This is a genomic window from Enterobacter sp. 301B, assembly GCF_003850715.1.
Taxonomy (GTDB): domain Bacteria; phylum Pseudomonadota; class Gammaproteobacteria; order Enterobacterales; family Enterobacteriaceae; genus Enterobacter; species Enterobacter intestinihominis.
Genome location: NZ_PQTC01000013.1, coordinates 101,129 through 125,618, shown reverse-complemented (window position 1 = coordinate 125,618; position 24,490 = coordinate 101,129). Strand labels below are relative to the sequence as shown.

Here is a 24,490-nt window from a genome sequence, read left to right as displayed (position 1 = left end):
TCTCACCTTAAAGCGCGATACGAATCACATCGTCAGGCTGAGTGGCTTCCTGCTGACGGGTAGACTTCTGTTTCACCGTCACGTACAGCGTTTTACCGTCCGCAGACAGCGCCAGGCTGTTCGGGTAAACCGGCGTATCGAAGGTTTTGGTCACTTTGTAAGTTTTGGCGTCAATCACGCTCACCTTGCCCGCCTCGCGGTGCGTCACATAGGCTTCGTTACGCGCCGGGTTAAACAGTACGGCCAGCGATTCTGGCGCGGCGATTTTCTGCATTACGCTGCCATCTTTCAAATTCACCACCAGCACTTCAGGCTGTTTTGAATCCGTCACAAACGCACGCTGGCCGGCAGTGTCCAGGCTCAGGTTCAGGTAGAAGTGCTCTTTTCCGTCTTCCTGTACTTTCTTACGGCTGAGGATTTTGTTGGTCGCGGTATCAATGGTCACCAGCTCACCGTCCGCATTGGTGGTATACAGGCGTTTTGCCTTCGCATCCAGCGCCAGTCCGGTGCTGAACGTGCCGGTGTTCGTGATGGTGTCCTTCAGCTTCAGCGTTGCGCCATCAACAACCCAGATCACGCTCTCCTTGCCGATGCCGGTAATGTATACCGTATTGGTCGCGTCATCGGCCACCAGCTGGCGCGGCTGAAGCGGCTTCACCGTGTCGCTACGTTTGCGATCGTCCAGCACCAGGCGCCCTTTCACCTCGCTCGTTTTGGCGTCAATCGCCGTCACGGCACTGTTGACGGTGTTACCGAACCACAGCGTCTGGGTGGCGTTATCGATCGTGGCGCCAAACGGCTTGAGATCGTTATGAATCGCCTGCGTCACTTCCAGCGTGACCGGATCCAGACGATAGACCACGCCGCCCTTATCGGTTTTGCGGCTTTGTGACGTCGCAACCCACAGCGCGTTTTCCTGCTGGCTGACGGCCATTTCATACGCGCCCTTGCCGACCGCTTTGCGCAGCATCTCTTCAGCGGCATGAACCTGGAACGTACCGGCAAACAGTAAAGAGCCCAACAGCAGAGACCCACGCAGGCGCGGCGAGCACAGATGACGTAAAGACATAACAATTCCTTTTTAAATGAGGAGATTTACCGCTGACATCGCTTCCGGCGGGCAAAGTCATCGCTTTGCCGTTATTTTAATGAGAATAGTAATCATTAATGAGTTGAATGTGGAGTATTTCTTTCCTGCAAAACCTTACATTCACGAAATGTGCGGTTATAGTTTTCATAACATTTACAAAGGATTTAACATATATACACAGGTTCCAGTTGATTTGGTTCGAATTTTTTCTTAACCGGCTTACTCCATGAAAATTATTACTGCCCATAAGGCCTCACTACCCCTGTTGTTCGTTCCCGTCATTTTTGGCCCGCTGAGTGCGATGGCCGCGGATGAACAGACCCTGATCGTCAGCGCCACGCCGCAAACCGTCTCAGAACTGGACACCCCGGCCGCAGTCAGCGTGGTGAGCGGCGAGGATATGCGACATGCCACACCGCGCATCAACCTTTCTGAATCCCTTGGGAGCGTACCTGGCCTGCAAATCCAGAACCGCCAGAACTATGCTCAGGATCTGCAACTTTCCGTTCGCGGATTCGGCGCGCGCTCAACCTTCGGCGTACGCGGGATCCGTATGTACGTGGACGGCATTCCGGCAACCATGCCCGACGGCCAGGGGCAGACATCAAACATTGACCTCAACAGCATAGAGAGCGTCGACGTGCTGCGCGGCCCCTTCTCTGCCCTGTACGGTAATGCCTCCGGCGGCGTGATCAACATCAACACCCAGACCGGACAACAGCCAGCCACCATTGAAGCCAGCAGCTATTACGGCAGCTACGGCACCTGGCGTTACGGTATGAAGGCCACCGGGGCGGTGGGTGATGGTACTCAGGCGGGCGATGTGGATTACGCCGTATCCACTACCCGTTTCACCACCCATGGCTATCGCGACCACAGCGGCGCGCGCAAAAACCTCGCCAACGCGAAACTGGGCGTGCGTATTGATGATGTCAGCAAGCTGACGCTGATTTTTAACAGCGTGGACATGAAAGCCAACGATCCGGGCGGACTGAGCTATCAGGAGTGGCAGAACAACCCGCGCCAGTCACCACGTGGCGATCAGTACAACACGCGTAAGACCATTAAGCAGACCCAGGCCGGGATCCGCTACGACCGTCAGCTGAGCGAACAGGACGACCTCAGCGTGATGATGTATGCCGGTGAGCGTGAAATGACTCAGTACCAGTCCATTCCGGCGTCCACTCAGCGCGAGAATCCTGCGCATTCGGGCGGTGTGATTGATATGCAGCGTCACTATCAGGGTATTGATACGCGCTGGACCCACCGCGGTGAGCTGCTGGTTCCGGTGACATTCACCACCGGGCTGAACTACGAAAATATGAGTGAAAATCGTCGCGGGTATGAGAACTTCGTGATGGACAACGGCGTGCCGGATTATGGCGTGAAGGGTAATAAACGCCGTGACGAACGCAATCTGATGTGGAACCTGGATCCCTACCTGCAAACCCAGTGGCAGCTAACGCAAAAACTGTCCTTAGAGGCGGGCGTACGTTATAGCTCCGTCTGGTTTGACTCCAACGATCGTTACATTACCCCGCAAAACGGTGATGACAGCGGCGACGCCAGCTACCACAAATGGCTCCCGGCAGGTGCGGTGAAATACGCCGTGACCGACGCATGGAACCTGTATGCTGCGGCAGGACGGGGATTTGAGACGCCGACCATCAACGAACTTTCCTACCGTTCTGATGGCAAAGGTGGCCTCAATATGAACCTGCAACCGTCCACCAACAACACCTATGAGATTGGCAGCAAAACCCGCATCGGCAATGGCATCCTGACGGCGGCGCTGTTCCGCACGGATACCGACAATGAGATCGTGGTGGACGAAAGCAAGGATGGTCGCACGACTTATAAAAACGCGGGGAAAACGCGCCGTCAGGGTGTGGAAATTGCGCTCGACCAGCAGTTTGCCGAGAACTGGAAGCTGAAGATGGCGTGGACCTATCTTGATGCCACCTACCGCACCAACGTCTGTAGCAATGCAGACTGTAGCGGCAACCGGATGCCGGGGATCGCCCGTAACATGGGATATGTGTCGTTTGGCTGGGAGCCTGAGGAAGGCTGGTACGCGGGGGCAGATGCCCGCTACATGAGCGATGTCATGGCCAACGATACCAACACCGCTAAAGCGCCCTCTTATACCGTTGTGGGCCTGAATACCGGCTATAAACTCAACTACGGCAAATGGGGAATGGACGTCTTTGGTCGCGTCGATAACCTGTTCGATAAAGAGTACGCCGGTTCAGAGATTGTTAACGCTGGCTACAACCGCTATTACGAACCTGCCCCTGGTCGTAACTATGGCGTGGGCCTGTCGGTCTCTTATCGTTTTGAGTAAACCATTCTCCGGCAGCGCACGTTGCCGGTAAAAAAATAAGCAAAATAACATCATTCCCGGTTGCCTGATGCGCCGGGAATATAATCAAGGACGTTTGATACAAATAAACAAATAAGTGCGCCAGAGGGATCCTTAACTGTAGTATTGCCGTTGCAGAAGAATATTGGCTTCATCAATGGCTTTGTCGATCGCTTCCCGGCTGGCCGTCACATCCCTTTGCTCAAGCGCAGAAAGCAGATCGTCATAATGATAGGTCGCTGCGGGAACCTCGCTTAACTCTTCATGCAGATAGTGAATGCACGGACCAATCCGTACCCAGAGCTGCTCAATCAGCGAGTGAAGGGTCGGCATCTCGGCATACTGATAGAGCGTGAACCGGAACACGCGGTTGGCATGGATCGCTTTCTGTACATCGCCCTGATGCATGGCGGCACTGAAGTTATCTGACAGCGCGCGTAACGCATCCAGTTTGGTCTCGGTCATATTCTGGCACGCCGCCGCAACGGCCATCGGTTCAAGCTGCTTTCTGATGGCGTTAATTTCGTTATAGCGTTCCAGCGTCACTTCTGGCACCAAAAACGCCTGCGCTGGCGTGGCCTGTAATGCCCCCGCCGACACCAGGCGCAGCAGGGCTTCGCGCACCGGTGTGATACTGGTGCCCAATTTATCCGCAATCTCTTTTGTAACGAGTCGAGCCCCAGGTTTTAATGAGCCCGTAATTAATGCTCCCTTTAAACTGTTCTCTACTTGCAAAGTCAGACTGATTCTTTGTGCTTTTTCCATATGTTCCAAATCAAGCATGTTTAATTCCCGTAGCCAAACAAAATGCCATTTTCAGCGTCTGTTTAAAAAAACATCGCCGGTTAGATATATCCTGTATCGTCATGCCTGGTATGAGGGGCGCGCGTAATATTAAAATCGCTCAAATAATATTGCATTTTTCACTTCTGGCTCAGCTGGGCCGAGGCGCGCAAAGCTTATGGATTAATTAAAGACAATATATCGTATCTTCACAAATAATTATGGCGGACACTGCCCGCCATAACCGATGCTCTGTTTAGTCGGCCGCCACGCGGATCACAACCTTGCCGAAGTTTTTCCCCTCAAGCAGGCCAATCAGGGCGTCCGGCGCCGCGTCCAGCCCTTCCGTAACCTGCTCGCGATAGTGAATTTTGCCTTCCTGCACCCAGCGGCCCATTTCCTGCTGGAACTCGTCAATACGATGACCATAGTCCTGCGCGATAATAAAACCCTGCATACGGATGCGTTTTTTCAGGATGGTCCCCATCAGTAGCGGTAAGCGGTCCGGACCCTCCGGCAGGTTGGTCGCATTGTAGCCGCTGACCAGTCCGCAAACCGGCACGCGCGCGGAGGTATTCAAGAGCGGCAGCACGGCGTCAAAGACTTTACCGCCGACGTTTTCGTAATACACATCAATGCCCTGCGGGCAGGCTTTAGCCAGTTGTTCGTCAAAATCATCCGCATGGTGATCCAGACAGGCATCGAAACCGAGCACGTCGACCGCATGACGGCATTTCTCCTCCCCGCCAGCCACGCCGATGACCCGGCATCCTTTGATTTTACCGATCTGCCCCACCGTTGCGCCGACCGGCCCCGTGGCCGCCGCCACGACAAGGGTTTCCCCTGCCTGAGGCTGGCCGATATCGAGCAGCCCCATATACGCGGTGAAGCCCGGCATCCCTAGCACGCCGAGTGCCCATGAAGGATGCGACGGGTTTTCACCCAACTTCACCAGCCCCTGCCCGTCGGATAGTTCATACTCCTGCCAGCCGCTGTAACCCAGAACCCATTCACCCTCTTTATAATCCGGATGACGGGAGGTCTCGACGCGGCTTACCGTGCCGCCCACCATCACCGCGCCAATCTCGACCGGAGGTGAATAGGATGGCGCATCGCTCATACGGCCTCGCATGTACGGATCAAGCGAGAGCCATACGGTGCGTAATAACACCTGCCCCTCTGCGGGCGCGGGGATCGGCTGCTCTTCCAGGCGGAAATTATCGGCAACCGGCGCGCCGTGTGGACGGGAAGCCAGTACCCAGCGTCGGTTTTGCGTAGTAGATTGACTCATTCATCGCTCCTTACTGCTGAAAATGTCATTCAAGTCTGGCACGTTATCCTGCGGATCGCCTGTGCATTATGAGCCGGACTGATTAAGCCGCACGACCAGATAAAGACACGATTCATCCGTTTCGTTGATAAACCGGCAGTCGTTCGGCGGCCCGAGTTCCAGACAATCTCCGGCCTTCATTTCATGGCGAGTATCCCCCTCCAGAAAGACCAGTTCACCTGCCTGCAACCAAATCAGCTGTCGTGCCAGCGCATAAGAGGAGGCGGGCATCGGCACATCGCTGCCTGCGGGTAGCTCCACCTGGACGAGGTCGATAGGCATATCGCTGCGCGGCGACACATGGCGACGCAAATAGTGGGTTTGCGGATCGCGCCAGACGGGCTGATTCGCCAGACGTAACAGTTTGCCCTCCTGCATTTCCGCGCGCGCAATAAGCGTAGACATGCTAATACCGAAGGCACCGGATAACCGCGCAAGCAGCGTCGCCGTTGGGCTACTGTCTCCCCGTTCAATCTTGTGGATCATGGCGCGTGAGATACCTGCCCGTTCGGCCAGTTCGCTTAATGACCAGCCCCGCGACTCGCGTTCAAGGCGTATGCGGGCGCTAATGCGTTGATTCATATTGTCTGTCATTGTATTCATGACGTCATACTATAGTGTACGGATGGTTTTTCGGGGCAGTTTTGTGACAAAAACATAGGGATTTTGTCGTAGCGATGCAATACAAGAACTGTGTAATATTGTGAGTAAATCGTACTACTATAGTGAACAACACAGCCAGAGGTTACCCATGATTGTTCGTCATGCCTGCAAAGAAGATTGTGCCGCTATCGGTGAAATTTATAACCATGCGGTGCTGCACACCGCCGCCATCTGGAATGATAAAACTGTCGACACCGATAACCGTATCGCATGGTTTGAGGCGCGTACTCTGTCGGGTTATCCAGTGCTGGTCAGTGAAGAAGACGGAGTGGTGACGGGATACGCCTCATTTGGCGACTGGAGAGCGTTCGACGGATTTCGCCACACGGTGGAGCACTCGGTGTACGTTCATCCCGAACATCAGGGCAAAGGCATTGGCCGGCTGCTGATGACGGAGTTAATCAAGGAAGCCCGCCAGATCGGTAAACACGTGATGGTTGCCGGTATTGAGGCGCAGAACCAGGCGTCAATTCATCTGCACGAAACCCTTGGCTTTATTACCACCGGCAATATGCCGCAGGTGGGAACCAAATTCGGTCGCTGGCTGGACTTAACCTTTATGCAGCTCCAGCTTGATGAGCGCAGCGATCCGGATGCTCTGCCATGAATCAATCGTTGACGTTAGCGTTTCTGGTAGCCGCCGGGATTGGGCTGGTGGTGCAAAACACCCTGATGGTGCGCATTACGCAATCTTCCTCCACCATTCTTATCGCCATGCTGCTGAACTCGCTGGTGGGGATTGTGCTGTTTGTCAGCATTTTGCTGGTGAAAAATGGCCTGGCGGGGTTTAACGAACTGGCGTCAACGGTGCGCTGGTGGACGTTGATCCCCGGCCTGCTGGGGTCTTTTTTTGTCTTTGCCAGTATTAGCGGCTATCAGAATGTGGGCGCGGCAACGACCATTGCCGTCCTGGTGGCAAGCCAGCTGATTGGCGGCCTGGTGATGGACATCCTTAAGAGCAACGGCGTTCCCCTGCGCGCGCTGGTTGGCCCGGTCTGCGGCGCAGTGATGCTGGTGGTCGGTGCCTGGCTGGTGGCGCGGCGCCAGTTTTAACCCTTACAGGATAGTCCCGCCCTGGGTGAGGTGGGCATGGCGTGCCTCCGCCTCTTCTTTATGCTGCTTACCATGATGCGCAATCGCGGTGCGCAGGCGCTGCTGCTGGGTATAGCGATCTTCACGGCTGAGCTCTGCATCATCGCTTAATTCGATCAGCAGTTCGTTCATGTGAGTAATTACGCTCTCTTCGATGGTGGCATCGACGCGGGCGATAACATCATTTAAATGTGACATTGTCACTCCTTTTCACGTGCCCGGTGGCGCTACGCTTACCGGGCCTACATTTGACACCCGTAGGCCGGGTAAGGCATAGCCGCCACCCGGCAAAATACGATCAGTTCAGCTTCGCTTTCGAGAAATCGCTGCCCATCAGGCTTACGCTGTACCCGGTCACATTGCTGCGGGTCGCGTAGAACGTTTTACCGTTAGCTAACGCAATCCAAGGTGCCTGCTGGTAGAAAATCTCCTGTGCCTGGCCATACAGCTTCGCACGTTCGTCCGGGTTGCTGGTCAGTTTGGCCTTTTGCACCAGCTCATCATACCCCTTATCACACCAGCGCGCGGCGTTAGATCCGGTTTTGATGCTGTTACAACCCAGCAGCACATCGGCGAAGTTGTCCGGATCGCCGTTATCAGACATCCAGCCGAACAGCGCGGAATCATGCTCGCCTTTGCGCATGCCGGAGAGATATTCCCCCCACTCATATGAGACGATTTTCGCCTTCACGCCCACTTTCGCCCAGTCAGCCTGGATCATCTCTGCAATGCGTCGGGAGTTCGGGTTGTACGGACGCTGAACCGGCATGGACCAGAGGGTCACTTCCGCGCCTTTCTCCAGACCCGCCTGCTTCAGCAGCGCTTTCGCTTTTTCCGGATCGTAGCCGTAATCCTTCAGATCTTTGTTAAAGCCGAGCATGTTCGGCGGGATCGGCGATTTAGCGACCGTACCAGACCCCATAAAGACCGCGTTCACAATGGCCTTTTTGTCCGTTGCGTAATTCAGAGCCTGGCGCACCAGCACGTTATCAAACGGTTTTTTCTCCGTGTTGAACGCCAGGTACCCCACGTTCAGCGCATCCACCGAGTGCAGGGTCAGGTCTTTGTTTTTCTTGATCGCTTCAAACTGCACCGGCGACGGCGCAGGAATGATCTGACACTCGTTCGTTTGCAGCTTCGCCAGACGCGTCTCAACGTTTGGCGTGATGGAGAAGATCAGGTGTTTGGTCGGCACCTCTCCCTCCCAGTAGTTCGGGTTGGCGACGTAGCGGATAAGCGAATCCACCTTGTACTGCTGAAGCACATACGGCCCGGTGCCGATTGGCCAGGTGTCCACATTTTCAGGCGTGCCCTTTTTCAGCATCGCGTCCGCGTACTCGGCAGAGAGGATCGAGGCGAAGTCCATTCCCCAGTCGGCCAGGAAAGCCGCGTTGGGTTCGCTCAGCGTGAACTGAATGTGATAATCGTCGATCTTTTTCACATCCTGAATGAGCTTGTCGAGGCCCACGTCATTAAAGTATTCGTAATTACCCTGGGAAACATTGTGATAGGGATGCTTAGGGTCTTTCTGACGCATAACGGAGAAAATAACGTCATCAGCGTTAAAATCACGGGTCGGTTTGAAGTATTTATTGCTGTTGAATTTCACCCCTTTACGCAGGGTAAACGTGTATGTTTTGCCGTCTGGCGAAATGGTCCACGACTCCGCAAGAGAAGGCACCGGCGTGTTTTTTACCGGGTCGAAGTTAATCAGACGGTTATAGAGCGTTTGCGAGCTGGCAACAAACGAGGGGCCAGAGCTGGCGATCTGCGGGTTAAACGACTCCGGCGACGCCTCAGAGCAGTAGATAATGGTGTCTTTGTTTGCCGCCCATGCGGCGCTTGCCGGTAGCAGCGCGCTCAGCGCGAGGGCGAGCACGGTTTTCCCTGTAAACATGGTTATTACCCTTTCGGTTTTATTATAGTGAACAGTAATAACAGCACAGACGTTTTGGCCTGACAAATAACGAATCACTATCAGGTTATTCTAAAGCCGTACATTTCGCTGGTTTTAGCATCAGCCCGCAGAAACCGATTTGCCTTAAGGTCCATTATTCGTCAAGCACAACCGTTACGATCAATGCCGCAAGAAATCGTCCCTTTTGTCGTCTCCTCCGCCGTTTGCTTGCTTACCTGATTCGCTAAAGTAATGGCGTGAAGAAGTCTACAGGACCAAATCGTGGCAAAAACACTTTTACGCAGCGGTAATCTGGATGATTTTCAGGCCGTTGGCGGCGGCGGACAGGCCGTTTTTGAATCAGCGCTGCAAATCCGCGAAGCGCTTCGGTTGCGCAAACAGCAGGCTATCGTCGATTGCCTGGCCATTCCTCAGGTCAATGACGGCGGCGATCGCGTTGACTGGTACTCCCCGGTTGAGGGAACCGTCTCCAGCTGGAAGGCGGCGGATGAAGACGATCGTTTTCGCGCCCTGCGCTATCTGGAAAACACGCTCGCCAGCATGGAGTCGCTAAGTAAAAAATGCCTTCAGTCACCGAAAACGGCGCAGCAACTGTTTGGATCTCTGCTCTCTAAAGCTTTCCAGTTTCCCGGTGAAAACTTTGTTTTCCTGGTGGATGGCAAACCGGTGATCTGCTTCTGGGGTTTCGTCAATCTTAACGAAAACGCGCGCGACGACGTGCTGGACTGCCTGCGCGAATCGTTGGTCCCTGAACCTGAACCCGTGATGATTAACGAACCTGAACCTGAACCTGAGCCAGAACCGGCCCCGGTGGTGACCTTCGAGCAGGCCGACGCGCCGCTTATCACGCCTGTAGCTACCGTCCGTATCACCGAAGATGAGCTGTATACGCCAGAGCCGGTGCGCATGAACCCCGTGCCGTCAGAGCCCGCACCAGCGGTGGTGCAGAAAAAACGTCGCTCCCCCCTGTGGTTGCTGCCGGTTGCCGCCGTCATTATTGCAGCCATTGCCACGCCGCTGCTCTGGCCAAAACAGACCCCGACCGCAGCGCCAGTTACCTCACCAGCGCCAGCACCTGTCGCCATTGCTCCGGCCCCCGTGAAGACGGTTGAGCCGCTTGAGCTGAAACTCCCGCTGCACCAGGCAGAAGTGGTAGAGCCGAAGGTGAAGACGCCTGCCCCGGCAGCCGAACCGGTGGTCATTACCGCGATACCGAAAGATGCGATGGTGATGGAGGCAAACCAGGTCAAAGCGGGGTTAACGCGCTTCCTGAACGGCACCTGGCGCGCGTTTCTCGATGTGCAGGATCCGCTCACCGGCAAACCGCCGTCTCTGCGCTACCAGATCCAGAACAATAAAGGTTTCGCCCGGGTCGTGCATGGCGACAACATTGTCTGCCGGGTAGACGTCTTTTCCGGATTACACAGCAACGGCGAGCTGTTGATCAAAACGCGCGGAAACGCTCGTTGCACCGACGGTTCACGCTATCCGATGCCGGAAGTGACCTGTAAGGCAGGTGCCAGCGACGTGGCGGAATGCACCGCACGTTACGATGCCAACACCGTCGTTCCTCTGACGTTCAAGAAAGCAGGTGTCTGATCCTATGCTGGTTAATCTTTGCGACTATAAACAGAGCGTGACGTTGATTGCTAACAGCGGCGTACAGTTTCTCGATTTTGGCCTGACTCCGCAGGACACCGCCAGCAACGGGCGTTTCGTGCGTAAAACGGCAAATGGCCCGCTGCTGCGCCTGGATTTTGACCTGGTCAACGGCCGGTACACGCTGCCTGCCACCGATGGCGGGAAGCCGGAAGTGGTCAAGCCTGAAAGCACCATTCCACTGCATGACTCCCTGACCGTGCTGGACGGTGTCTGGCTGCCGCTCCCTTTCCTGCGCTTTAACCCGCCGCGGACGTTTGTTGATGGCCCGGATAACTGGGCGCGCGTCCAGGTACGGAAGCTGTCCACGCCCGACGCGGCTGGCAATACGCACCGGGTCACCGTCGCGCTCGACAGCCAGATTGCGGAGCATGCGACGTCTGCCCTGTCGCCGGTTGAAAACGACATTCTTAACGGCACGCGTTTCGCCCTCGCCTGGCGCGACAGTGAGGTTGAGAGTTTCCTCGACCAGACCTGGATTGACGGCTGGCTGCGTGAAGCCTTCACACAATATGCTGACGGTGTTGAAAAACGCGCCGAGCGCGAGCTGCATCAGGCCATGCGCAGCTTTGAATATCAGGCGCACTGGCTCAACCTGCTCTCCATGCTCGGTGAACAACTCACCGTGCCGGAAGTGAAGTTTGTCACCCATACCCTGAGCACCCCTGCCATTCCTGTCGATCTGATCCTTGACGTAGGCAACACCCACACCTGCGGCGTGATTATTGAAGATCATGGTGATGCCAACGACGGCCTGCGCCAGACGGCTGAACTCCAGGTGCGTTCCCTGAGTGAGCCGCAGTTTCTGAATGAGCCGCTGTTTACCAGCCGTCTTGAATTTTCCGAAGCGCGTTTTGGCAAGCAGCACTTCTCGGTGGAAAGCGGCCGGGAGGATGCGTTCGTCTGGCCATCCATTGTCCGCGTGGGTGATGAAGCGCGTAAGCTGGCGATGCAGCGTCTGGGCACGGAAGGCAACAGCGGTATCTCCAGCCCGCGTCGCTATCTGTGGGACGAGACGCCGGTGGTGCAGGACTGGCGCTTTAGCCAGATGAACAGCAAAACTCAGCGCGAACCGCTGGCAACCGCGTTTCCGCTGATGAACCTGATGAACGACGACGGGGAACCACTCTTTACGCTGCCGCAGGATGAGCGTCTGCCGGTGTTCTCTCCGCAGTACAGCCGCAGCACCCTGATGACGCACATGCTCTGCGAGCTGCTGGCTCAGGCGCTTGGCCAGATTAACAGCGTGGCCACCCGCTTGCGGCTCGGCTTCCCGGCCTCTCCCCGCCAGCTGCGAACGCTGATCCTCACCCTGCCTTCGGCGATGCCGAAACAGGAGCGCGAGATTTTCCGCCGCCGCATGTTCGAAGCCATCGCCATCGTCTGGAAAGCGATGGGCTGGCATCCGCAGGATGAAGATTTTGCCAGCCGCAAGCAGCAGGAAAAAAGCGTGGTGCCGGTCCCTGAGATCCAGATGGAGTGGGACGAGGCCAGCTGCGGCCAGCTGGTGTGGCTGTATAACGAAGCCATTTCCCACTTCGGTGGCCAGACCGAGGCCTTTTTCGCCTCCCTTGCCCGTCCGGATCGCGCGCCTGAGCCTGGCGTCCAGCCGGGGCGCGCTCTGCGCGTGGCCTCGATTGATATCGGCGGCGGCACGACGGATATGGCCATCACGCACTATCAGCTAGACGATGGTACCGGTAATAACGTCAAAATCACCCCGCAACTGCTGTTCCGCGAAGGGTTCAAGGTCGCTGGCGACGACACACTGCTGGACGTGATCCAGCGCTACGTTCTGCCCGCGCTGCAAACCCAGCTTCAGAAATCCGGCATTGCCGATGCTTCCCAGCTGATGGCATCCCTGTTCGGCGACTCCGGGCGGATCGATACCCAGGCGGTCCTGCGCCAGCAGACGGCACTTCAGCTCTTTATGCCGATCGGCCACGCGATCCTGGCGGCGTGGGAATCGAGCGATGTTGACGATCCGCTGGCCGGGCTGCATGCCACCTTTGGCGATCTGCTTGCGCAAAAACCGACCCGCAACGTGATGAACTATCTCCGGCAGGCGATCGACCATGCGTTGCCTGCCGGCTCAGAACACTTTGATCTGTTCAGCGTCCCGCTGCACGTCAGTTTCCGCGAGATGCAGGACGCGATGCTGGCGGGTCAGTTCACGCTTGCCGCCCCGCTGCATGCGGTATGTGAGGCGATCTCTCACTACAGCTGCGATATTCTGCTGATCACGGGACGGCCAGGCTGTCTGCCCGGCGTTCAGGCCTTGATTCGCCACCTGCAACCGGTGCCCGTCAACCGCATCGTCTGGCTGGATAAATACCAGGTTCATGAATGGTATCCGTTCAGCCAGCAGGGACGAATCGGCAACCCGAAATCCACAGCCGCCGTGGGAGCGATGCTCTGTAGTCTGGCGCTGGATCTTCGTCTGCCGCGCTTTAACTTTAAAGCAGCAGATATTGGCGCGTACTCTACGGTGCGCTATCTGGGCGTGCTGGATAACACCATCAATACCCTGCGGGACGAGAACGTCTGGTATCACGATATCGACCTCGATAAGCCCGGCGCGAAACTGGACGCCCGTCTGCACTTCCCGCTGCGCGGCAACGTTACGCTGGGCTTCCGGCAACTGGCCAATGCCCGCTGGCCCGCGACGCCGCTCTATACCCTGAGCATCAACTCTGCCGAGCTGGCGAAAGCCATTGCGGGCGACGGCGTACTGAACGTGCGCCTGAAGCTGCGTGGCGGCAATAAGCAGGAGGGGCCGGAATCTTTCGAGCTGAGTGATGCCTGGCTACAGGACGGCACGCCAGTGCCGCCGGATGCCCTGACCTTTAAACTGAATACTCTGGCCGATCGCCGACACAGCGGCAGCCACTACTGGATCGACAGCGGGAGCGTATACCTCAAATGACTGCGACGACTGCCACCACTCAGGCCTTAATCGGGTGGATCAACGAGACGCGACAGCACGCCCCGATGCTGGATAACGAAGCCGACGCCCTGCTTGCCCGCCTTAACGCAGTAAGCGCGCGTGAAGAGGCGCTCGATCGCGCCCTTGTCAGCCAGGGCAGTATCGGCCTATATGGCCACTCGCAGGCCGCGAAAGCGCACCTGCTGGCTGCCCTGTGCGGCAGCGGGGACGAACGGCTGAACGTAACGCCGGGTCAACGCACGTTTGATTACTTCTCGCATATTAACCCCGGGCATGCGCCGACCAATATGGCCGTGCGTTTCACCAGAGCGACCAGCGAGGTCGCAGACGACGCGTTTCCCCTGCGCCTGAGCCTGGTAACGGAGGCCGAGCTGGTACAGCTGTTTATCGCCCGCACCACGTTGGATCCGCAGATCCGTGCGGTGGATAAATCGGTGATTGAAGCCCGGCTTGAGAAGTGGCGTACGCTGCGTCAGCCGCACAGCGTGCCGGGAATAACGGCGCAGGAAGTCGCGACCGTTGCCCGGTTCTGGCAAACCGTAGTACCCGGCGCTAAGCAGCATATTGATGATGCCCTGTGGCACCAGTTTGCCCTGCTGGTTCCGTCGCTTGATCTCAGCACCCGCGCCAGCGTCTGGTCTCTGCTGTGGGGTGAGCAGCAGGAGTTAACCCAGCAGTGGCTTAAACTCGCCCAGGTGCTGCATCAAACCAGCCATGCCAGCGCGCTTGCGGCGCCGTTGAGTCTGCTGGTGGACAGTTTTGGTCTGCCGTGTGAAGGTTTCCTTACTCACGGGGCCTTTACCGTGCCGGAAGCGCAGGAAACATTGCTTCATCCGGTAAATAACGGCGAGTTGCTTAATGCCATTAGCCTGTCCGTCGATGTGCTGGCCTGCCTGACCCGCGAAGTGGTGCTGCCCGTTGAAAACTGCGTTCTGGATAACGTAGATATTATTGATATTCCGGCCATTTCTGAGGAAAACACGCCGCTGATGACGCAGGCAAAATGCCTGTGGTTGCTGGAGCATTATCGTCAGCACATACAGCCGGATGTCCTGGTTATCTGCAATGCGACGGCCCACCACCAGCAGACGGCAAAAACGGCCAGGCTCCTGCAAAACTGGGTCAAAGAGACGCAGCCGGTGGAAGAGTCCGCGTTGCCGGGCCTGGTCTGGGCCATTACCCCTCACGATGCGCGGTTTACCACAAAGCAGAATCTGGACGAAGCGGTGCAACAGTTGCTGGGCCAGCCGGGTCTGCGCTGGGGTACGCTCCAGGCGCTCGATACCCACAGCATGCAGCGGGTAATTGAATGGCTGTCGCAGGCTACCCTTCCAGCACAGCGCCAGAAGCGTCTCCACGCGCTGAAAAGGCTGTTGCAACAGTCTCTGACCACGCTGATGCGCGCATACGTCGCCCCACTCACTCAGGAGCCAGGCGCAGGGCGGGCAGAGGCCGAAAAAATGGTCCGAACGCTGCAAGGCAGCGCCGCTCGTCATGGTGAACTGCTTGAGGGGCTTCTGCCGCCGTTAAACGCGTTTGAGACGCTGCTGACGGTTCACCAGCCCCGTGAGGAACAGGTCAACGGCCTGTTTAACGACGTTATCGATCTGTTTGCGGAAGAGACGCCGGAATATCCAGGCACGTTGCAGACCAAAGACAAGGCGCGACTGGCCCATAACGTGTGGGTTAACCATCTTCGTCAGTGGAGTCGCAACGACGCGGCCGCCGCCCGTCTGGGCCTGGACCCAGAGGTATTACAGCAGATTGCGGATGTGTTAATCGTTACCAGCTACCGGCTGGATCTGCCGCTGCAACTGCAACGCATTGCAGAAACAGATAAAAGCAGTGCTGCGCAGCTGCATGCCGCGACAGGCAATTTCATTAGTTGGCTTGGCTATGAACTGACGCCCGTTTCTGAACGGCCTGCAAGCCGGATCCGCAAAGGTCAGCCAATTTTTGTGACGCCAGTTGTGAGCAATGCTTCACCCCGTCTTACCCGACTTGGCGAGCAGCCTGTCCATGCGGCGACAGCCTATGTTTATGACTGGCTGGTTGCGCTCTACACCCGCGCGATTGAAAACGTGGATTATCAGTGCCCGTATGACGTTCAGCCTGCTGCGCGGAAAGCCTTGTCTGCCCTGCTGTCTTAATCATTGCAGCCCGCAGCAATGCGGGCTACCCATTCATGAGCCGTTTATGAAGCCAGACAAAGCCTGAGCCAACGCTGACGGGTTTTCCCAGGACATTGAATGGCCCGCATCAGGGATAATTTTTACAGCAACGCCGTTTTGTTGCAGGCGATTAAAATCGTCATCAGGCAGGGATCGCTCACCAAAAACTAACATTACCGGGCAGCTCAATGACAAGAACAGGTGTGCCCAGTCAGGTTTAACGCCCTCGACCAGGCTTGTTGCGCCGCGCCAGACGGCCCAGGGGGCATTGCTTTGAAGGCTTCCAGCCCACGGCGACGTTTCCGCCCGCAGCATGTCATCATAGCCCTGTTCCAGAAAATGTTGTTCCGTTTGGGCCGCAATTGCTCGGCTGAACATCCCGCCACCCGCATGAAAATTGGGTTCAGATACTATCAGGCCCTTAACGCGCGACGTTAACAGTGCTGCCGTTTCGATCGCGATACTCCCCCCCATGCTATGACCATACAGCCAGAGACTATCCAGGGCGAGATGGTTTAACAGTTCAACCACCACCTGCGCCTGTTCGCTCGTGCGATAACGGTAGTTGTCAGGTTTGTCACTGTAACCGCTACCGGGGAGATCGATCAGAATGGCTCTGCGCCCCCCAAAACGGGTATCACAGACAATACGAGGATATTCATACGACGATGCACAGCCCAACCCGTGGATAAACACAACCGGGTCACCGAAACCGGGAAGATCCTGCCAGCGCACCGTGCAGCCTGCTTGCTGTGAATAGAAACTGTTCATAAGCACTCCATGTATGACGGACTGTATATTTATACAGCCTCAATGTATGAAGTGCTATGTCTGGATGCCGATTCTTGAAGCGTGCTTCAGAAAAGAGAGATTAACAGGGCAACAGGAAAGCTCATCGGCCAGGTAGATCCCACCAGGAATGCGCTCAACAGGCGAATACGTTTACGATCTTTAGACAGGAACCAGGTAATTAATGCGCAGATGGAGGCCATGATTGCGTAGAAAACCAACATCTTTTGATACAACGTCATTCTGTTTACCTGAGCCGAAAAATAACCGCACGCAATATGCGTCATATGTTGACACAGATCAAGTTTTTTCGTTACACAATAACCACTTAATTATTAATGATAATAACAACTGAGTACCTTGTGTAACAACGCCGGGTAAAGCAAAACGGTTATTATTGATAAGATGCATATAAAATGCACTTTTTGGTAAATCCATCCCTGCAGAAAGCAGTCTAATAAAAGCAGGCTTTTAAGGGAGGAAACATGCTACGCATTCCGCAGAGTTGCATTCACACCCGTTCCACGCCTTTCTGGAACAAAGAAACGGCCCCCGCCGGCATTTTTAAACGTCACCTTGATACGGGCACGCAGCCGGGCGTTTACCCTCGCCTGTCGGTGATGCGCGGCGCGGTGCGTTATCTGGGCTATGCTGATGAATTTACACCTGAGCCTGACAGCGAGCTCGTCATTGAAGCGGGTCGTTTTGGCGTTTTCCCGCCAGAGAGATGGCACCACATTGAGGTGATGACCGACGATACCTTGTTCAATATTGAATTCTTTGTTGAACCTGAGGTGCTTAAGTCCCTTTAAGCGTCCGACAACATGAAGGAAACTATTATGTTACGTATTCCTGAAAACTTTGTTCATACCCGCTCGACGCCGTTCTGGAATAAAGAGAGCGCCCCAAAAGCGCTTTTTACCCATCACAACACCAAAGCCGGCGTGTACGGTCGGTTGTCCGTCATGCAGGGTGCGGTGCGTTACTTTGGCTTTGCCGATGGCGATGCCACCGAACCCGATCTGGAAGTGATCATTGAGGCCGGTTCTTTTGGCATCTCGCCACCGCAAAAATGGCACCGCATTGAGCTACTGACCGACGACACGTATTTTAATATCGACTTTTTCGCGGATCCTGCCGTCACGCTCAGCGGTGCGGGTATCGGTAAAGTGGTCAACACGCATAAGGAGTAAATAATGGGTAAGGCTACCTATACCGTGACCGTCACCAACAACAGCAACGGCGTGTCGGTGGATTATGAAACAGAAGCGCCAATGGAGCTGCTGATCCCGGACGTCGCGGCAGATGTCGTGAAGGATCTGGTGAATACCGTTCGCGCCTACGATACGGAAAATGAACACGAGGTATGTGGCTGGTAAGCTGAATCGCCCGGCACTGCGCCGGGCATGAGGGTTTAGTGTTTGATCATCACATGTCGGACTACCGTGTAATCCTCAAGTCCGTAGACCGACATATCTTTGCCGTAACCGGATAATTTCATTCCGCCGTGCGGCATTTCGCTCACCAGCATAAAATGGGTATTGACCCAGGTGCAGCCATACTGCAACCGTGCGCTGAGTCGATGGGCGCGTCCGACGTCTTTTGTCCAGACGGACGAGGCCAGGCCGTATTGCGAATCGTTAGCCCAGCTCAGCACCTGCGCTTCATCCTCAAATTCCGTCACGCTGACCACCGGGCCAAACACTTCTCGCTGGACGATCGCATCTTCCTGCTTCGCCCCGGCCAGCAGCGTTGGCTGGAAGTAATATCCTGCCCCCTCTCTTTTACTGCCACCGGTGACGACGCGGATATGTCCAAGGGCTTTGGCTTCATCCACGGCAGCGCAAACGCGGGAAAGATGCGCGGCGGAGCTGAGCGGTCCCAGCTCGGTTGACGCATCGTCCGGCGCGCCCATTTTCAGGCTGGCAACAGCTGCGCCCAGCTTTTCGACCAGCGCGGAGTAAATCCCCTTCTGGGCATAGATACGACAGGCTGCGGTACAATCCTGACCAGCATTGTAGAAACCAAACGTACGCACGCCTTCAACCACGGCATCCAAATCTGCATCGTCAAAGACAATGACCGGGGCTTTTCCACCCAATTCCATATGGGTACGTTTAACTGAAGATGCGGTATGCCCGATAATATGTTCTCCGGTAGCAATAGAGCCGGTGAGAGAAACCATACGGACTTTTTCGTGCCCGGTCAGCGGATCTCCTACGGTTTTGCCGCGACCAAACAGCACGTTGAGCACGCCTGGCGGGAAGATATCTTTCGCCAGTTCCGCCAGCTTCAGCGCCGTCAACGGGGTGATTTCAGACGGCTTGATGACGACACAGTTTCCCGCCGCCAGCGCGGGCGCCAGCTTCCACGCCGCCATCATCAGAGGATAGTTCCAGGGCGCGATAGAGGCGACAACGCCAACCGGGTCGCGGCGGATCATTGAGGTATGTCCTTCGAGGTATTCTCCGGCAGCCAGCCCATTCAGGCAGCGGGCGGCCCCGGCAAAGAAGCGAAACACATCGACCACGGCCGGGATCTCATCTCCCTGGACACAGTGCAGCGGTTTCCCGCAATTTAGCGACTCCAGTTGTGCGAACGCGTCAGCGTTGGCTTCTATCACATCAGCCAGTTTCAACAAACTTTCGGCGCGCGTTTTGGGCGTCGTTTGCCCCCACTCAGTGAACGCCCGATCGGCAGCCTGGACGGCAGCGTCCACCTGTGCTGCCGACGCTTCAGCAATCTCCAGCAATACTTCACCCGTGGCAGGATTGTAAACCGCCTGCTTCTCACCCTCGCCGGTCACCAGTTCACCATTAATCAGCAGTTGATTTTGCATAGCATCGTCCTGTTGAAATCGACATAGTTTTCGCTGTCAGCACACGTTCTGGCGGGTCGAAGCGTGACAACGTCACGTCACCAATCCGCACTCCCTTACTAAAGGTAGACCGCGCATCATGTCGCTTCAGGAATTTTCATCAAGGTGTGACTGGGGGCAGCATCATTTCGCGAATTAACGCCGCCAGCTGGACGACCGCCTGCTCCTCCCGCTCGCCCCATCCCCATGAGGTATTGAAACGGAAAAACGGTGTCCAGATATTGGAGGTGGAAAACATTTTGCCGGGCGCAATGCTGATTTGATGAGTTAATGCCTTTTCACTCAACTGCCCCGCATCCAGCTGTTCAGGCAGTTCCAGCCATAAAAAGTAGCCGCTGTCGTTATGATGGATCTTGACGCCAGCAGGCATATGGCGCAAAAGCGATTGCCAGGCTTGCTGTTTGCGTTCAGCAAGCGTGCGCCGCAGGCGACGAAGGTGGGCGTCGTAACGTTTGGTCGCCAGGTAATCCACCAGCGCCAGCTGCATGGGGGAGCTGGTGGATAACGTACTCATCAGCTGTAACTGCTGAATACGGCGCGCATGTTTTCCCGCCGCCACCCAGCCAATACGGAAACCGGCCACCAGACACTTGGAGAATGAGGAGCAGTGCAACGTCATATCCAGCTTATCCCAGGCCTTTGCCGGAAGCGGCTTTTCGCGGCCAAAGTAGAGTTCGCTGTAAACATCGTCTTCAATCAGCGTGACGTTATGCCGGGTTAATAAGGCCACCAGCTGAGCTTTCTTCTCTGCACTCAGCGTGAAACCGAGCGGGTTCTGACTGTTGGTCATCAGCCAGCAGGCTTTCACCGGATAATCATTTAACGCCTGCTCAAGGGCACTGAGATCGATGCCCTCACGTACGTCAGTAGCAACCGACAGCGCTTTCAGTTTCAGACGTTCAAGTGCCTGGAGTGCGCCATAAAAACAGGGGTTTTCAACGATAACCCAGTCACCTGGTTCAGTGACAGCCTGCAAACTAAGGTTGAGTGCTTCGAGCGCGCCCGCGGTGATCACAATTTCGTCCGGGGAGATATTCATCCCCTGCTGAGCGTAGCGACGGGCAATGGCATGACGTAAGTCGACGTTACCCGGCGGCAGGTTTTCAATCACGCTCATGGCCGTGGCCGTTTTACTGACATTAGCCAGCGAGCGGTTGAGTTGCTGAAGCGGGAATAGGCGCGGATCGGGAAATGCCGAGGCAAAAGGGACAACGGAGGGGTCGCGGCTGGCCTGTAGCACGTCGAAGATATAGGTGTTGATGTCAACTACTTCATCGCGCATCACCTGCGCGGGCGGTGCTGGCTGGTGTGTGGTCGGACGGGCGGCAACGTAATAGCCTGACTGCGGTCTGGCAACAATGCGCCCCTGACTTTCCAGCATCTGATACGCGTGGCCCACGGTCATGAAACTCATGCCGCTGCTTGCCACCTGCTCTCGCAGAGAAGGCAGCTTATCGCCCGGCAACCATACGCCAAGCTCAATCTGCGAGATAATTTGTTGCGCCAGACGCTGGTATTTTTTCATCAGATTCTCCTTATTGCTGACAGTGTATATCAGCAGGAGAAAAAGAGAAGAATTTGCTAACTGTTATGGGAAACGCGGTAGATTACTTGCGGTACTCAGTAATGTGATTCTGAGCAGAACGCGCTGCGGCCAGGTGGTCGAGCGTGATCATCGACGATTTGCAGAAAATGCATTTTGCGCCGAACGGATTTTTGTCAGACACATCAAAAGCTGAGGTGCGGTACTGCGAGCCATGACAGCATGGGCAGCGGAAATGGATATAAGAAGTCATAGGATTCTCCTGTAAACGTAAAAACGTAAATTACTCATGAGCCGATCAGGCAAAAGTTGGTTCGATACAAAACTAATCGGAATGTAGATAAAGACCCAAGAGAGGCTGCGGAGAGGCACAACGTGATGAGAACTGCTTTATAAAACTACGTCAGATATTTATTTGGATTCAAAACCAGAAATCCATTAACGCATGTTGCTGGCGACAAAGCAAGCTGTTTAATGCGTAAAAATCATAAAAAGAAATTTTTTATTCTTCCTTGTTAGCTATATCAGCCAGATAAAGTTCACCTTTTCCCACAACTGTTATAGATAAATTTTCAATTTCTGCTTCTGATATCTCATTTTCCCCCTCTTTATCATAACAGCACACCGTTTAACATTGAGGCAGTGCATGTTTGGTCCAGATGCGTTTCATCTTGCGCGAATACAGTTCGCCTTTACCGTATCCTTTCATATTATTTTTCCGGCGATAACCATTGGCCTGGCGAGCTATCTCGCCGTGCTGGAAGGGCTGTGGCTGAAAACAAAAAACCCCGTCTGGCGTTCGCTGTACCATTTCTGGTCGAAGATCTTCGCCGTCAACTTTGGGATGGGCGTGGTCTCCGGCCTGGTGATGGCTTATCAGTTTGGCACCAACTGGAGCGGGTTTTCGCAGTTTGCGGGCAGCATTACCGGCCCTCTGCTGACCTATGAAGTGCTCACCGCGTTCTTCCTTGAGGCGGGGTTCCTCGGGGTAATGTTGTTTGGCTGGAATAAGGTCGGGCCGGGGCTGCACTTCTTTTCGACCTGCATGGTGGCACTGGGGACCCTCATGTCTACGTTCTGGATCCTCTCGTCAAACAGCTGGATGCAGACACCGCAAGGGTATGAAATCATCAACGGTCAGGTCGTTCCGGTGGACTGGTTTGCCGTGGTGTTTAACCCCTCCTTCCCTTACCGCCTGCTGCACATGTCGATAGCGGCATTTCTCAGCAGTGCACTGTTTGTCGGAGCCTCCGCGGCCTGGCATTTGCTGCGCGGAAACAACACCCCTGCCATTCGCACCATGTTCTCCATGGCGTTGTGGATGACGTTGATCGTAGCCCCTGTTCAGGCACTGGTGGGTGATATGCACGGGCTTAATACCTTAAAACACCAGCCCGCGAAAATAGCCGCCATTGAAGGCCACTGGGAGAATCCCCCGGGTGAGCCTACTCCGTTGCTGCTGTTTGGCTGGCCGGATATGGAGCAGGAACGGACCCGTTTTAGCCTTGAAATTCCCGCTCTCGGCAGCCTTATCCTGACCCACAGTTTCGATAAACAGGTTCCGGCATTGAAGGAGTTCCCAAAAGACGATCGCCCGAACGCCACCATTGTCTTTTGGTCTTTCCGCATCATGGCCGGTTTAGGGATGTTGATGCTCTTCCTGGGCATGGTGGCGGTCTGGCTGCGTTACAAACAGCGCCTCTACACCTCACGTTCCTTCCTGTGGTTTGCCCTGCTGATGGGGCCGTCCGGGCTGATCGCGATCCTCGCCGGATGGGTAACAACGGAGGTCGGCCGCCAGCCCTGGGTCGTCTATGGGCTACAGCGTACGAAGGATGCGGTTTCCGCACATGGCGATCTGCACATGAGCATCAGCTTGCTGGCCTTCTTCGTGGTTTATACCGCGGTGTTCGGCGTGGGTTACAGCTATATGGTGCGTCTGATTAAAAAAGGGCCGCAGCCTTATGAATCCTTCGCGACTGAATCCGATGGCCGCCCTGCTCGTCCGCTTTCTGCCGTCACCACTGAATTTAAGGAGTAACCGTAATGGGTATCGATCTTTCCATTATCTGGTTCGTGATTATCGTTTTCGCCACGTTGATGTATATCGTGATGGACGGTTTTGATCTGGGGATAGGCATACTGTTTCCGGTAACGCCGAATGCGGACGATCGCGACGTAATGGTCAACAGCGTGGCTCCCGTCTGGGACGGCAACGAAACCTGGCTGGTGCTTGGCGGTGCGGCCCTGTTTGGCGCCTTTCCTCTCGCCTATGCGGTGATCATCGACGCGCTAACCCTTCCACTGACAATAATGCTGATCGGGCTTATATTTCGTGGCGTCGCCTTCGAATTTCGCTTCAAAGCGACTCCGGCGCACCGTCCGTTCTGGGATAAGGCCTTTATTGGCGGGTCAATTGTGGCGGCCTTCAGCCAGGGCATCACCGTCGGCGCGGTCATCCACGGGTTCAGCGTCACCGGTCGCGCTTACAGCGGTGGTCCGTTTGACTGGTTTACCGCGTTCAATCTTTTCTGCGGTGCGGGTCTTGTGGTGGCTTACGCGCTGTTAGGATCAACGTGGCTGGTAATGAAAAGTGAAAATGCCCTGCAACAGCGGATGCGTCAGGTATCGAAAGTGCTTCTGCTCCTGCTTCTGGTATTCATTGCGGTAATCAGTATATGGACCCCTCTCGCCCAAGCAGCCATTGCTGCGCGCTGGTTTACGCTGCCAAATCTGTTTTATCTGCTGCCCGTTCCTGCGCTGGTTGCGATCCTGAGTCTGTGCCAGTGGCGCTGCCTGAACGATCCTGCGAGCCATACACTGCCGTTTATCATGACGTTAGGGCTGGTTTTTCTTGGCTTTAGCGGGCTTGGGATCAGCATCTGGCCGCATATCATCCCGCCGGACATTACCCTCTGGCAGGCCGCTGCGCCAGCCCAAAGCCAGGGCTTCATGCTGGTGGGCGCACTGTTGATCATTCCTGTGATTCTGGTCTACACCTTCTGGAGTTATTACGTTTTTCGCGGAAAAGTACAGCATGGGGAGGGTTATCACTGATGCAACAACCTGTATGGAAACGTTTGATGTGGCTTGCCATCATCTGGGGCGGCAGCGTCCTGGCACTGGCCTGCGTAAGTATGCTCTTTAAAATGCTGATGGCCGCAGCCGGATTTAAATCGCACTAATTCATTCACCGGGTGCGTTGCCGCCCGGTCCTTATCTCGCACTTTCAGATAAACCCCATTAACACCCTGGAGGGTATGGT

23 protein-coding genes are annotated in these 24,490 nt (G+C 55.5%); 12 read left to right on the top strand and 11 right to left on the bottom strand.

Translation table 11 applies throughout. The features are described 5' to 3' along the window. Window positions 1-7 precede the first annotated feature (7 nt). Entirely contained in the window at window positions 8-1,069 is a 1,062-nt protein-coding gene (locus tag C3451_RS15560; RefSeq protein WP_023300197.1) for a YncE family protein, read from the bottom strand. A 247-nt stretch (window positions 1,070-1,316) separates the two neighbouring features. On the opposite strand from C3451_RS15560, the gene pqqU reads away from it, so the two are divergent. Beyond that, window positions 1,317-3,434, top strand: coding sequence for a TonB-dependent receptor PqqU (gene pqqU / locus C3451_RS15555; RefSeq protein ID WP_045622548.1), 2,118 nt, complete (start codon window positions 1,317-1,319; stop codon window positions 3,432-3,434). Between the two features lie 132 nt (window positions 3,435-3,566). Here pqqU and C3451_RS15550 read toward each other — a convergent pair whose 3' ends face one another. The 3 genes from C3451_RS15550 to C3451_RS15540 form a co-directional block, all read right to left on the bottom strand. Next, window positions 3,567-4,235 (bottom strand): GntR family transcriptional regulator, encoded by a 669-nt coding sequence (locus C3451_RS15550; protein ID WP_022648238.1) that lies wholly within the window; start codon window positions 4,233-4,235, stop codon window positions 3,567-3,569. 256 nt (window positions 4,236-4,491) lie between these two features. Then, window positions 4,492-5,526, bottom strand: a complete 1,035-nt coding sequence (locus C3451_RS15545) for an NADP-dependent oxidoreductase (RefSeq protein WP_022648239.1) — start codon at window positions 5,524-5,526, stop codon at window positions 4,492-4,494. Between the two features lie 66 nt (window positions 5,527-5,592). Then, the gene (locus tag C3451_RS15540; protein WP_017382277.1) at window positions 5,593-6,168 is read right to left on the bottom strand and encodes a helix-turn-helix domain-containing protein; all 576 of its coding nucleotides are present in this window, start codon (window positions 6,166-6,168) and stop codon (window positions 5,593-5,595) included. 148 nt (window positions 6,169-6,316) lie between these two features. Here C3451_RS15540 and C3451_RS15535 point away from each other — a divergent pair, with 148 nt between their 5' ends. Next, window positions 6,317-6,835 carry a GNAT family N-acetyltransferase gene (locus C3451_RS15535; RefSeq protein WP_023306282.1) on the top strand — a complete coding sequence of 173 codons (519 nt, stop codon included), beginning with the start codon at window positions 6,317-6,319 and terminating at the stop codon, window positions 6,833-6,835. Then, the gene (locus C3451_RS15530; RefSeq protein ID WP_022648242.1) at window positions 6,832-7,281 is read left to right on the top strand and encodes a DMT family transporter; all 450 of its coding nucleotides are present in this window, start codon (window positions 6,832-6,834) and stop codon (window positions 7,279-7,281) included. The genes C3451_RS15535 and C3451_RS15530 overlap by 4 nt, the downstream gene beginning before the upstream one ends. A 3-nt stretch (window positions 7,282-7,284) precedes the next feature. On the opposite strand, the gene C3451_RS15525 is transcribed toward C3451_RS15530, so the two are convergent. Then, on the bottom strand, window positions 7,285-7,518 hold the full coding sequence (locus C3451_RS15525) for a YdcY family protein (RefSeq protein ID WP_022648243.1): 234 nt from the start codon (window positions 7,516-7,518) through the stop codon (window positions 7,285-7,287). 100 nt (window positions 7,519-7,618) lie between these two features. Continuing rightward, complete coding sequence (locus C3451_RS15520; RefSeq protein ID WP_045622550.1) at window positions 7,619-9,217, bottom strand: ABC transporter substrate-binding protein; 1,599 nt, start codon at window positions 9,215-9,217, stop codon at window positions 7,619-7,621. A gap of 282 nt (window positions 9,218-9,499) precedes the next feature. On the opposite strand from C3451_RS15520, the gene C3451_RS15515 reads away from it, so the two are divergent. From C3451_RS15515 to C3451_RS15505, 3 genes are read left to right on the top strand one after another with little or no spacing between them, the layout of a single operon-like run. Next, window positions 9,500-10,837: an SrfA family protein gene (locus C3451_RS15515; RefSeq protein WP_045622551.1), complete on the top strand. Its 1,338-nt coding sequence runs from the start codon at window positions 9,500-9,502 to the stop codon at window positions 10,835-10,837. A gap of 4 nt (window positions 10,838-10,841) precedes the next feature. Beyond that, window positions 10,842-13,823, top strand: coding sequence for a virulence factor SrfB (locus C3451_RS15510; protein ID WP_045622553.1), 2,982 nt, complete (start codon window positions 10,842-10,844; stop codon window positions 13,821-13,823). Continuing rightward, window positions 13,820-15,994: a virulence factor SrfC family protein gene (locus tag C3451_RS15505; protein ID WP_045622555.1), complete on the top strand. Its 2,175-nt coding sequence runs from the start codon at window positions 13,820-13,822 to the stop codon at window positions 15,992-15,994. The genes C3451_RS15510 and C3451_RS15505 overlap by 4 nt, the downstream gene beginning before the upstream one ends. Window positions 15,995-16,027: 33 nt before the next feature. On the opposite strand, the gene C3451_RS15500 is transcribed toward C3451_RS15505, so the two are convergent. Then, on the bottom strand, window positions 16,028-16,786 hold the full coding sequence (locus C3451_RS15500; protein WP_039270671.1) for an alpha/beta hydrolase: 759 nt from the start codon (window positions 16,784-16,786) through the stop codon (window positions 16,028-16,030). 86 nt (window positions 16,787-16,872) lie between these two features. Then, on the bottom strand, window positions 16,873-17,046 hold the full coding sequence (locus C3451_RS15495; RefSeq protein WP_003856960.1) for a GhoT/OrtT family toxin: 174 nt from the start codon (window positions 17,044-17,046) through the stop codon (window positions 16,873-16,875). A gap of 243 nt (window positions 17,047-17,289) precedes the next feature. Here C3451_RS15495 and C3451_RS15490 point away from each other — a divergent pair, with 243 nt between their 5' ends. The 3 genes from C3451_RS15490 to C3451_RS15480 are packed head-to-tail and all read left to right on the top strand — an operon-like array spanning window position 17,290 to window position 18,183. Beyond that, window positions 17,290-17,616, top strand: coding sequence for a DUF1971 domain-containing protein (locus tag C3451_RS15490; RefSeq protein ID WP_022648249.1), 327 nt, complete (start codon window positions 17,290-17,292; stop codon window positions 17,614-17,616). Window positions 17,617-17,643: 27 nt separating this feature from the next. After that, entirely contained in the window at window positions 17,644-17,997 is a 354-nt protein-coding gene (locus C3451_RS15485) for a DUF1971 domain-containing protein (RefSeq protein ID WP_022648250.1), read from the top strand. Between the two features lie 3 nt (window positions 17,998-18,000). Continuing rightward, window positions 18,001-18,183, top strand: a complete 183-nt coding sequence (locus C3451_RS15480) for a DUF1869 domain-containing protein (protein ID WP_003856955.1) — start codon at window positions 18,001-18,003, stop codon at window positions 18,181-18,183. Window positions 18,184-18,218: 35 nt separating this feature from the next. Here C3451_RS15480 and patD read toward each other — a convergent pair whose 3' ends face one another. The 3 genes from patD to C3451_RS15465 all read right to left on the bottom strand — a co-directional run bounded on the left by patD (window position 18,219) and on the right by C3451_RS15465 (window position 21,478). Beyond that, entirely contained in the window at window positions 18,219-19,643 is a 1,425-nt protein-coding gene (gene patD, locus C3451_RS15475) for an aminobutyraldehyde dehydrogenase (RefSeq protein ID WP_063153489.1), read from the bottom strand. Between the two features lie 139 nt (window positions 19,644-19,782). Further along, window positions 19,783-21,207 carry a PLP-dependent aminotransferase family protein gene (locus tag C3451_RS15470; protein WP_045622562.1) on the bottom strand — a complete coding sequence of 475 codons (1,425 nt, stop codon included), beginning with the start codon at window positions 21,205-21,207 and terminating at the stop codon, window positions 19,783-19,785. 82 nt (window positions 21,208-21,289) lie between these two features. Then, the gene (locus C3451_RS15465) at window positions 21,290-21,478 is read right to left on the bottom strand and encodes a hypothetical protein (RefSeq protein WP_017693360.1); all 189 of its coding nucleotides are present in this window, start codon (window positions 21,476-21,478) and stop codon (window positions 21,290-21,292) included. Between the two features lie 393 nt (window positions 21,479-21,871). Here C3451_RS15465 and C3451_RS15460 point away from each other — a divergent pair, with 393 nt between their 5' ends. Genes C3451_RS15460 through C3451_RS15450 form a run of 3 tightly spaced genes read left to right on the top strand, consistent with a single transcriptional unit; the run spans window position 21,872 to window position 24,410 of the window. Beyond that, window positions 21,872-23,266, top strand: a complete 1,395-nt coding sequence (locus tag C3451_RS15460) for a cytochrome ubiquinol oxidase subunit I (RefSeq protein WP_022648253.1) — start codon at window positions 21,872-21,874, stop codon at window positions 23,264-23,266. Between the two features lie 5 nt (window positions 23,267-23,271). After that, window positions 23,272-24,282: a cytochrome d ubiquinol oxidase subunit II gene (cydB, locus tag C3451_RS15455; protein ID WP_022648254.1), complete on the top strand. Its 1,011-nt coding sequence runs from the start codon at window positions 23,272-23,274 to the stop codon at window positions 24,280-24,282. Then, a complete protein-coding gene (locus C3451_RS15450) occupies window positions 24,282-24,410 on the top strand; it encodes a DUF2474 domain-containing protein (RefSeq protein WP_017693358.1) in 129 nt (42 codons plus the stop codon). Before cydB ends, C3451_RS15450 begins: the two co-directional genes overlap by 1 nt. Window positions 24,411-24,490 lie beyond the last annotated feature (80 nt).

Coding starts and splice junctions, on each gene's coding strand:
- C3451_RS15510 (WP_045622553.1), top strand. CDS start 10,842: ATGCTGGTTAATCTTTGCGACTATAAACAGAGCGTGACGTTGATTGCT.
- C3451_RS15480 (WP_003856955.1), top strand. CDS start 18,001: ATGGGTAAGGCTACCTATACCGTGACCGTCACCAACAACAGCAACGGC.
- C3451_RS15540 (WP_017382277.1), bottom strand. CDS start 6,168: ATGAATACAATGACAGACAATATGAATCAACGCATTAGCGCCCGCATA.
- C3451_RS15495 (WP_003856960.1), bottom strand. CDS start 17,046: ATGACGTTGTATCAAAAGATGTTGGTTTTCTACGCAATCATGGCCTCC.
- C3451_RS15485 (WP_022648250.1), top strand. CDS start 17,644: ATGTTACGTATTCCTGAAAACTTTGTTCATACCCGCTCGACGCCGTTC.
- C3451_RS15500 (WP_039270671.1), bottom strand. CDS start 16,786: ATGAACAGTTTCTATTCACAGCAAGCAGGCTGCACGGTGCGCTGGCAG.
- pqqU (WP_045622548.1), top strand. CDS start 1,317: ATGAAAATTATTACTGCCCATAAGGCCTCACTACCCCTGTTGTTCGTT.
- C3451_RS15535 (WP_023306282.1), top strand. CDS start 6,317: ATGATTGTTCGTCATGCCTGCAAAGAAGATTGTGCCGCTATCGGTGAA.
- C3451_RS15530 (WP_022648242.1), top strand. CDS start 6,832: ATGAATCAATCGTTGACGTTAGCGTTTCTGGTAGCCGCCGGGATTGGG.
- C3451_RS15450 (WP_017693358.1), top strand. CDS start 24,282: ATGCAACAACCTGTATGGAAACGTTTGATGTGGCTTGCCATCATCTGG.
- C3451_RS15545 (WP_022648239.1), bottom strand. CDS start 5,526: ATGAGTCAATCTACTACGCAAAACCGACGCTGGGTACTGGCTTCCCGT.
- C3451_RS15525 (WP_022648243.1), bottom strand. CDS start 7,518: ATGTCACATTTAAATGATGTTATCGCCCGCGTCGATGCCACCATCGAA.
- C3451_RS15550 (WP_022648238.1), bottom strand. CDS start 4,235: ATGCTTGATTTGGAACATATGGAAAAAGCACAAAGAATCAGTCTGACT.
- C3451_RS15470 (WP_045622562.1), bottom strand. CDS start 21,207: ATGAAAAAATACCAGCGTCTGGCGCAACAAATTATCTCGCAGATTGAG.
- C3451_RS15505 (WP_045622555.1), top strand. CDS start 13,820: ATGACTGCGACGACTGCCACCACTCAGGCCTTAATCGGGTGGATCAAC.
- C3451_RS15465 (WP_017693360.1), bottom strand. CDS start 21,478: ATGACTTCTTATATCCATTTCCGCTGCCCATGCTGTCATGGCTCGCAG.
- C3451_RS15520 (WP_045622550.1), bottom strand. CDS start 9,217: ATGTTTACAGGGAAAACCGTGCTCGCCCTCGCGCTGAGCGCGCTGCTA.
- cydB (WP_022648254.1), top strand. CDS start 23,272: ATGGGTATCGATCTTTCCATTATCTGGTTCGTGATTATCGTTTTCGCC.
- patD (WP_063153489.1), bottom strand. CDS start 19,643: ATGCAAAATCAACTGCTGATTAATGGTGAACTGGTGACCGGCGAGGGT.
- C3451_RS15490 (WP_022648249.1), top strand. CDS start 17,290: ATGCTACGCATTCCGCAGAGTTGCATTCACACCCGTTCCACGCCTTTC.
- C3451_RS15460 (WP_022648253.1), top strand. CDS start 21,872: ATGTTTGGTCCAGATGCGTTTCATCTTGCGCGAATACAGTTCGCCTTT.
- C3451_RS15560 (WP_023300197.1), bottom strand. CDS start 1,069: ATGTCTTTACGTCATCTGTGCTCGCCGCGCCTGCGTGGGTCTCTGCTG.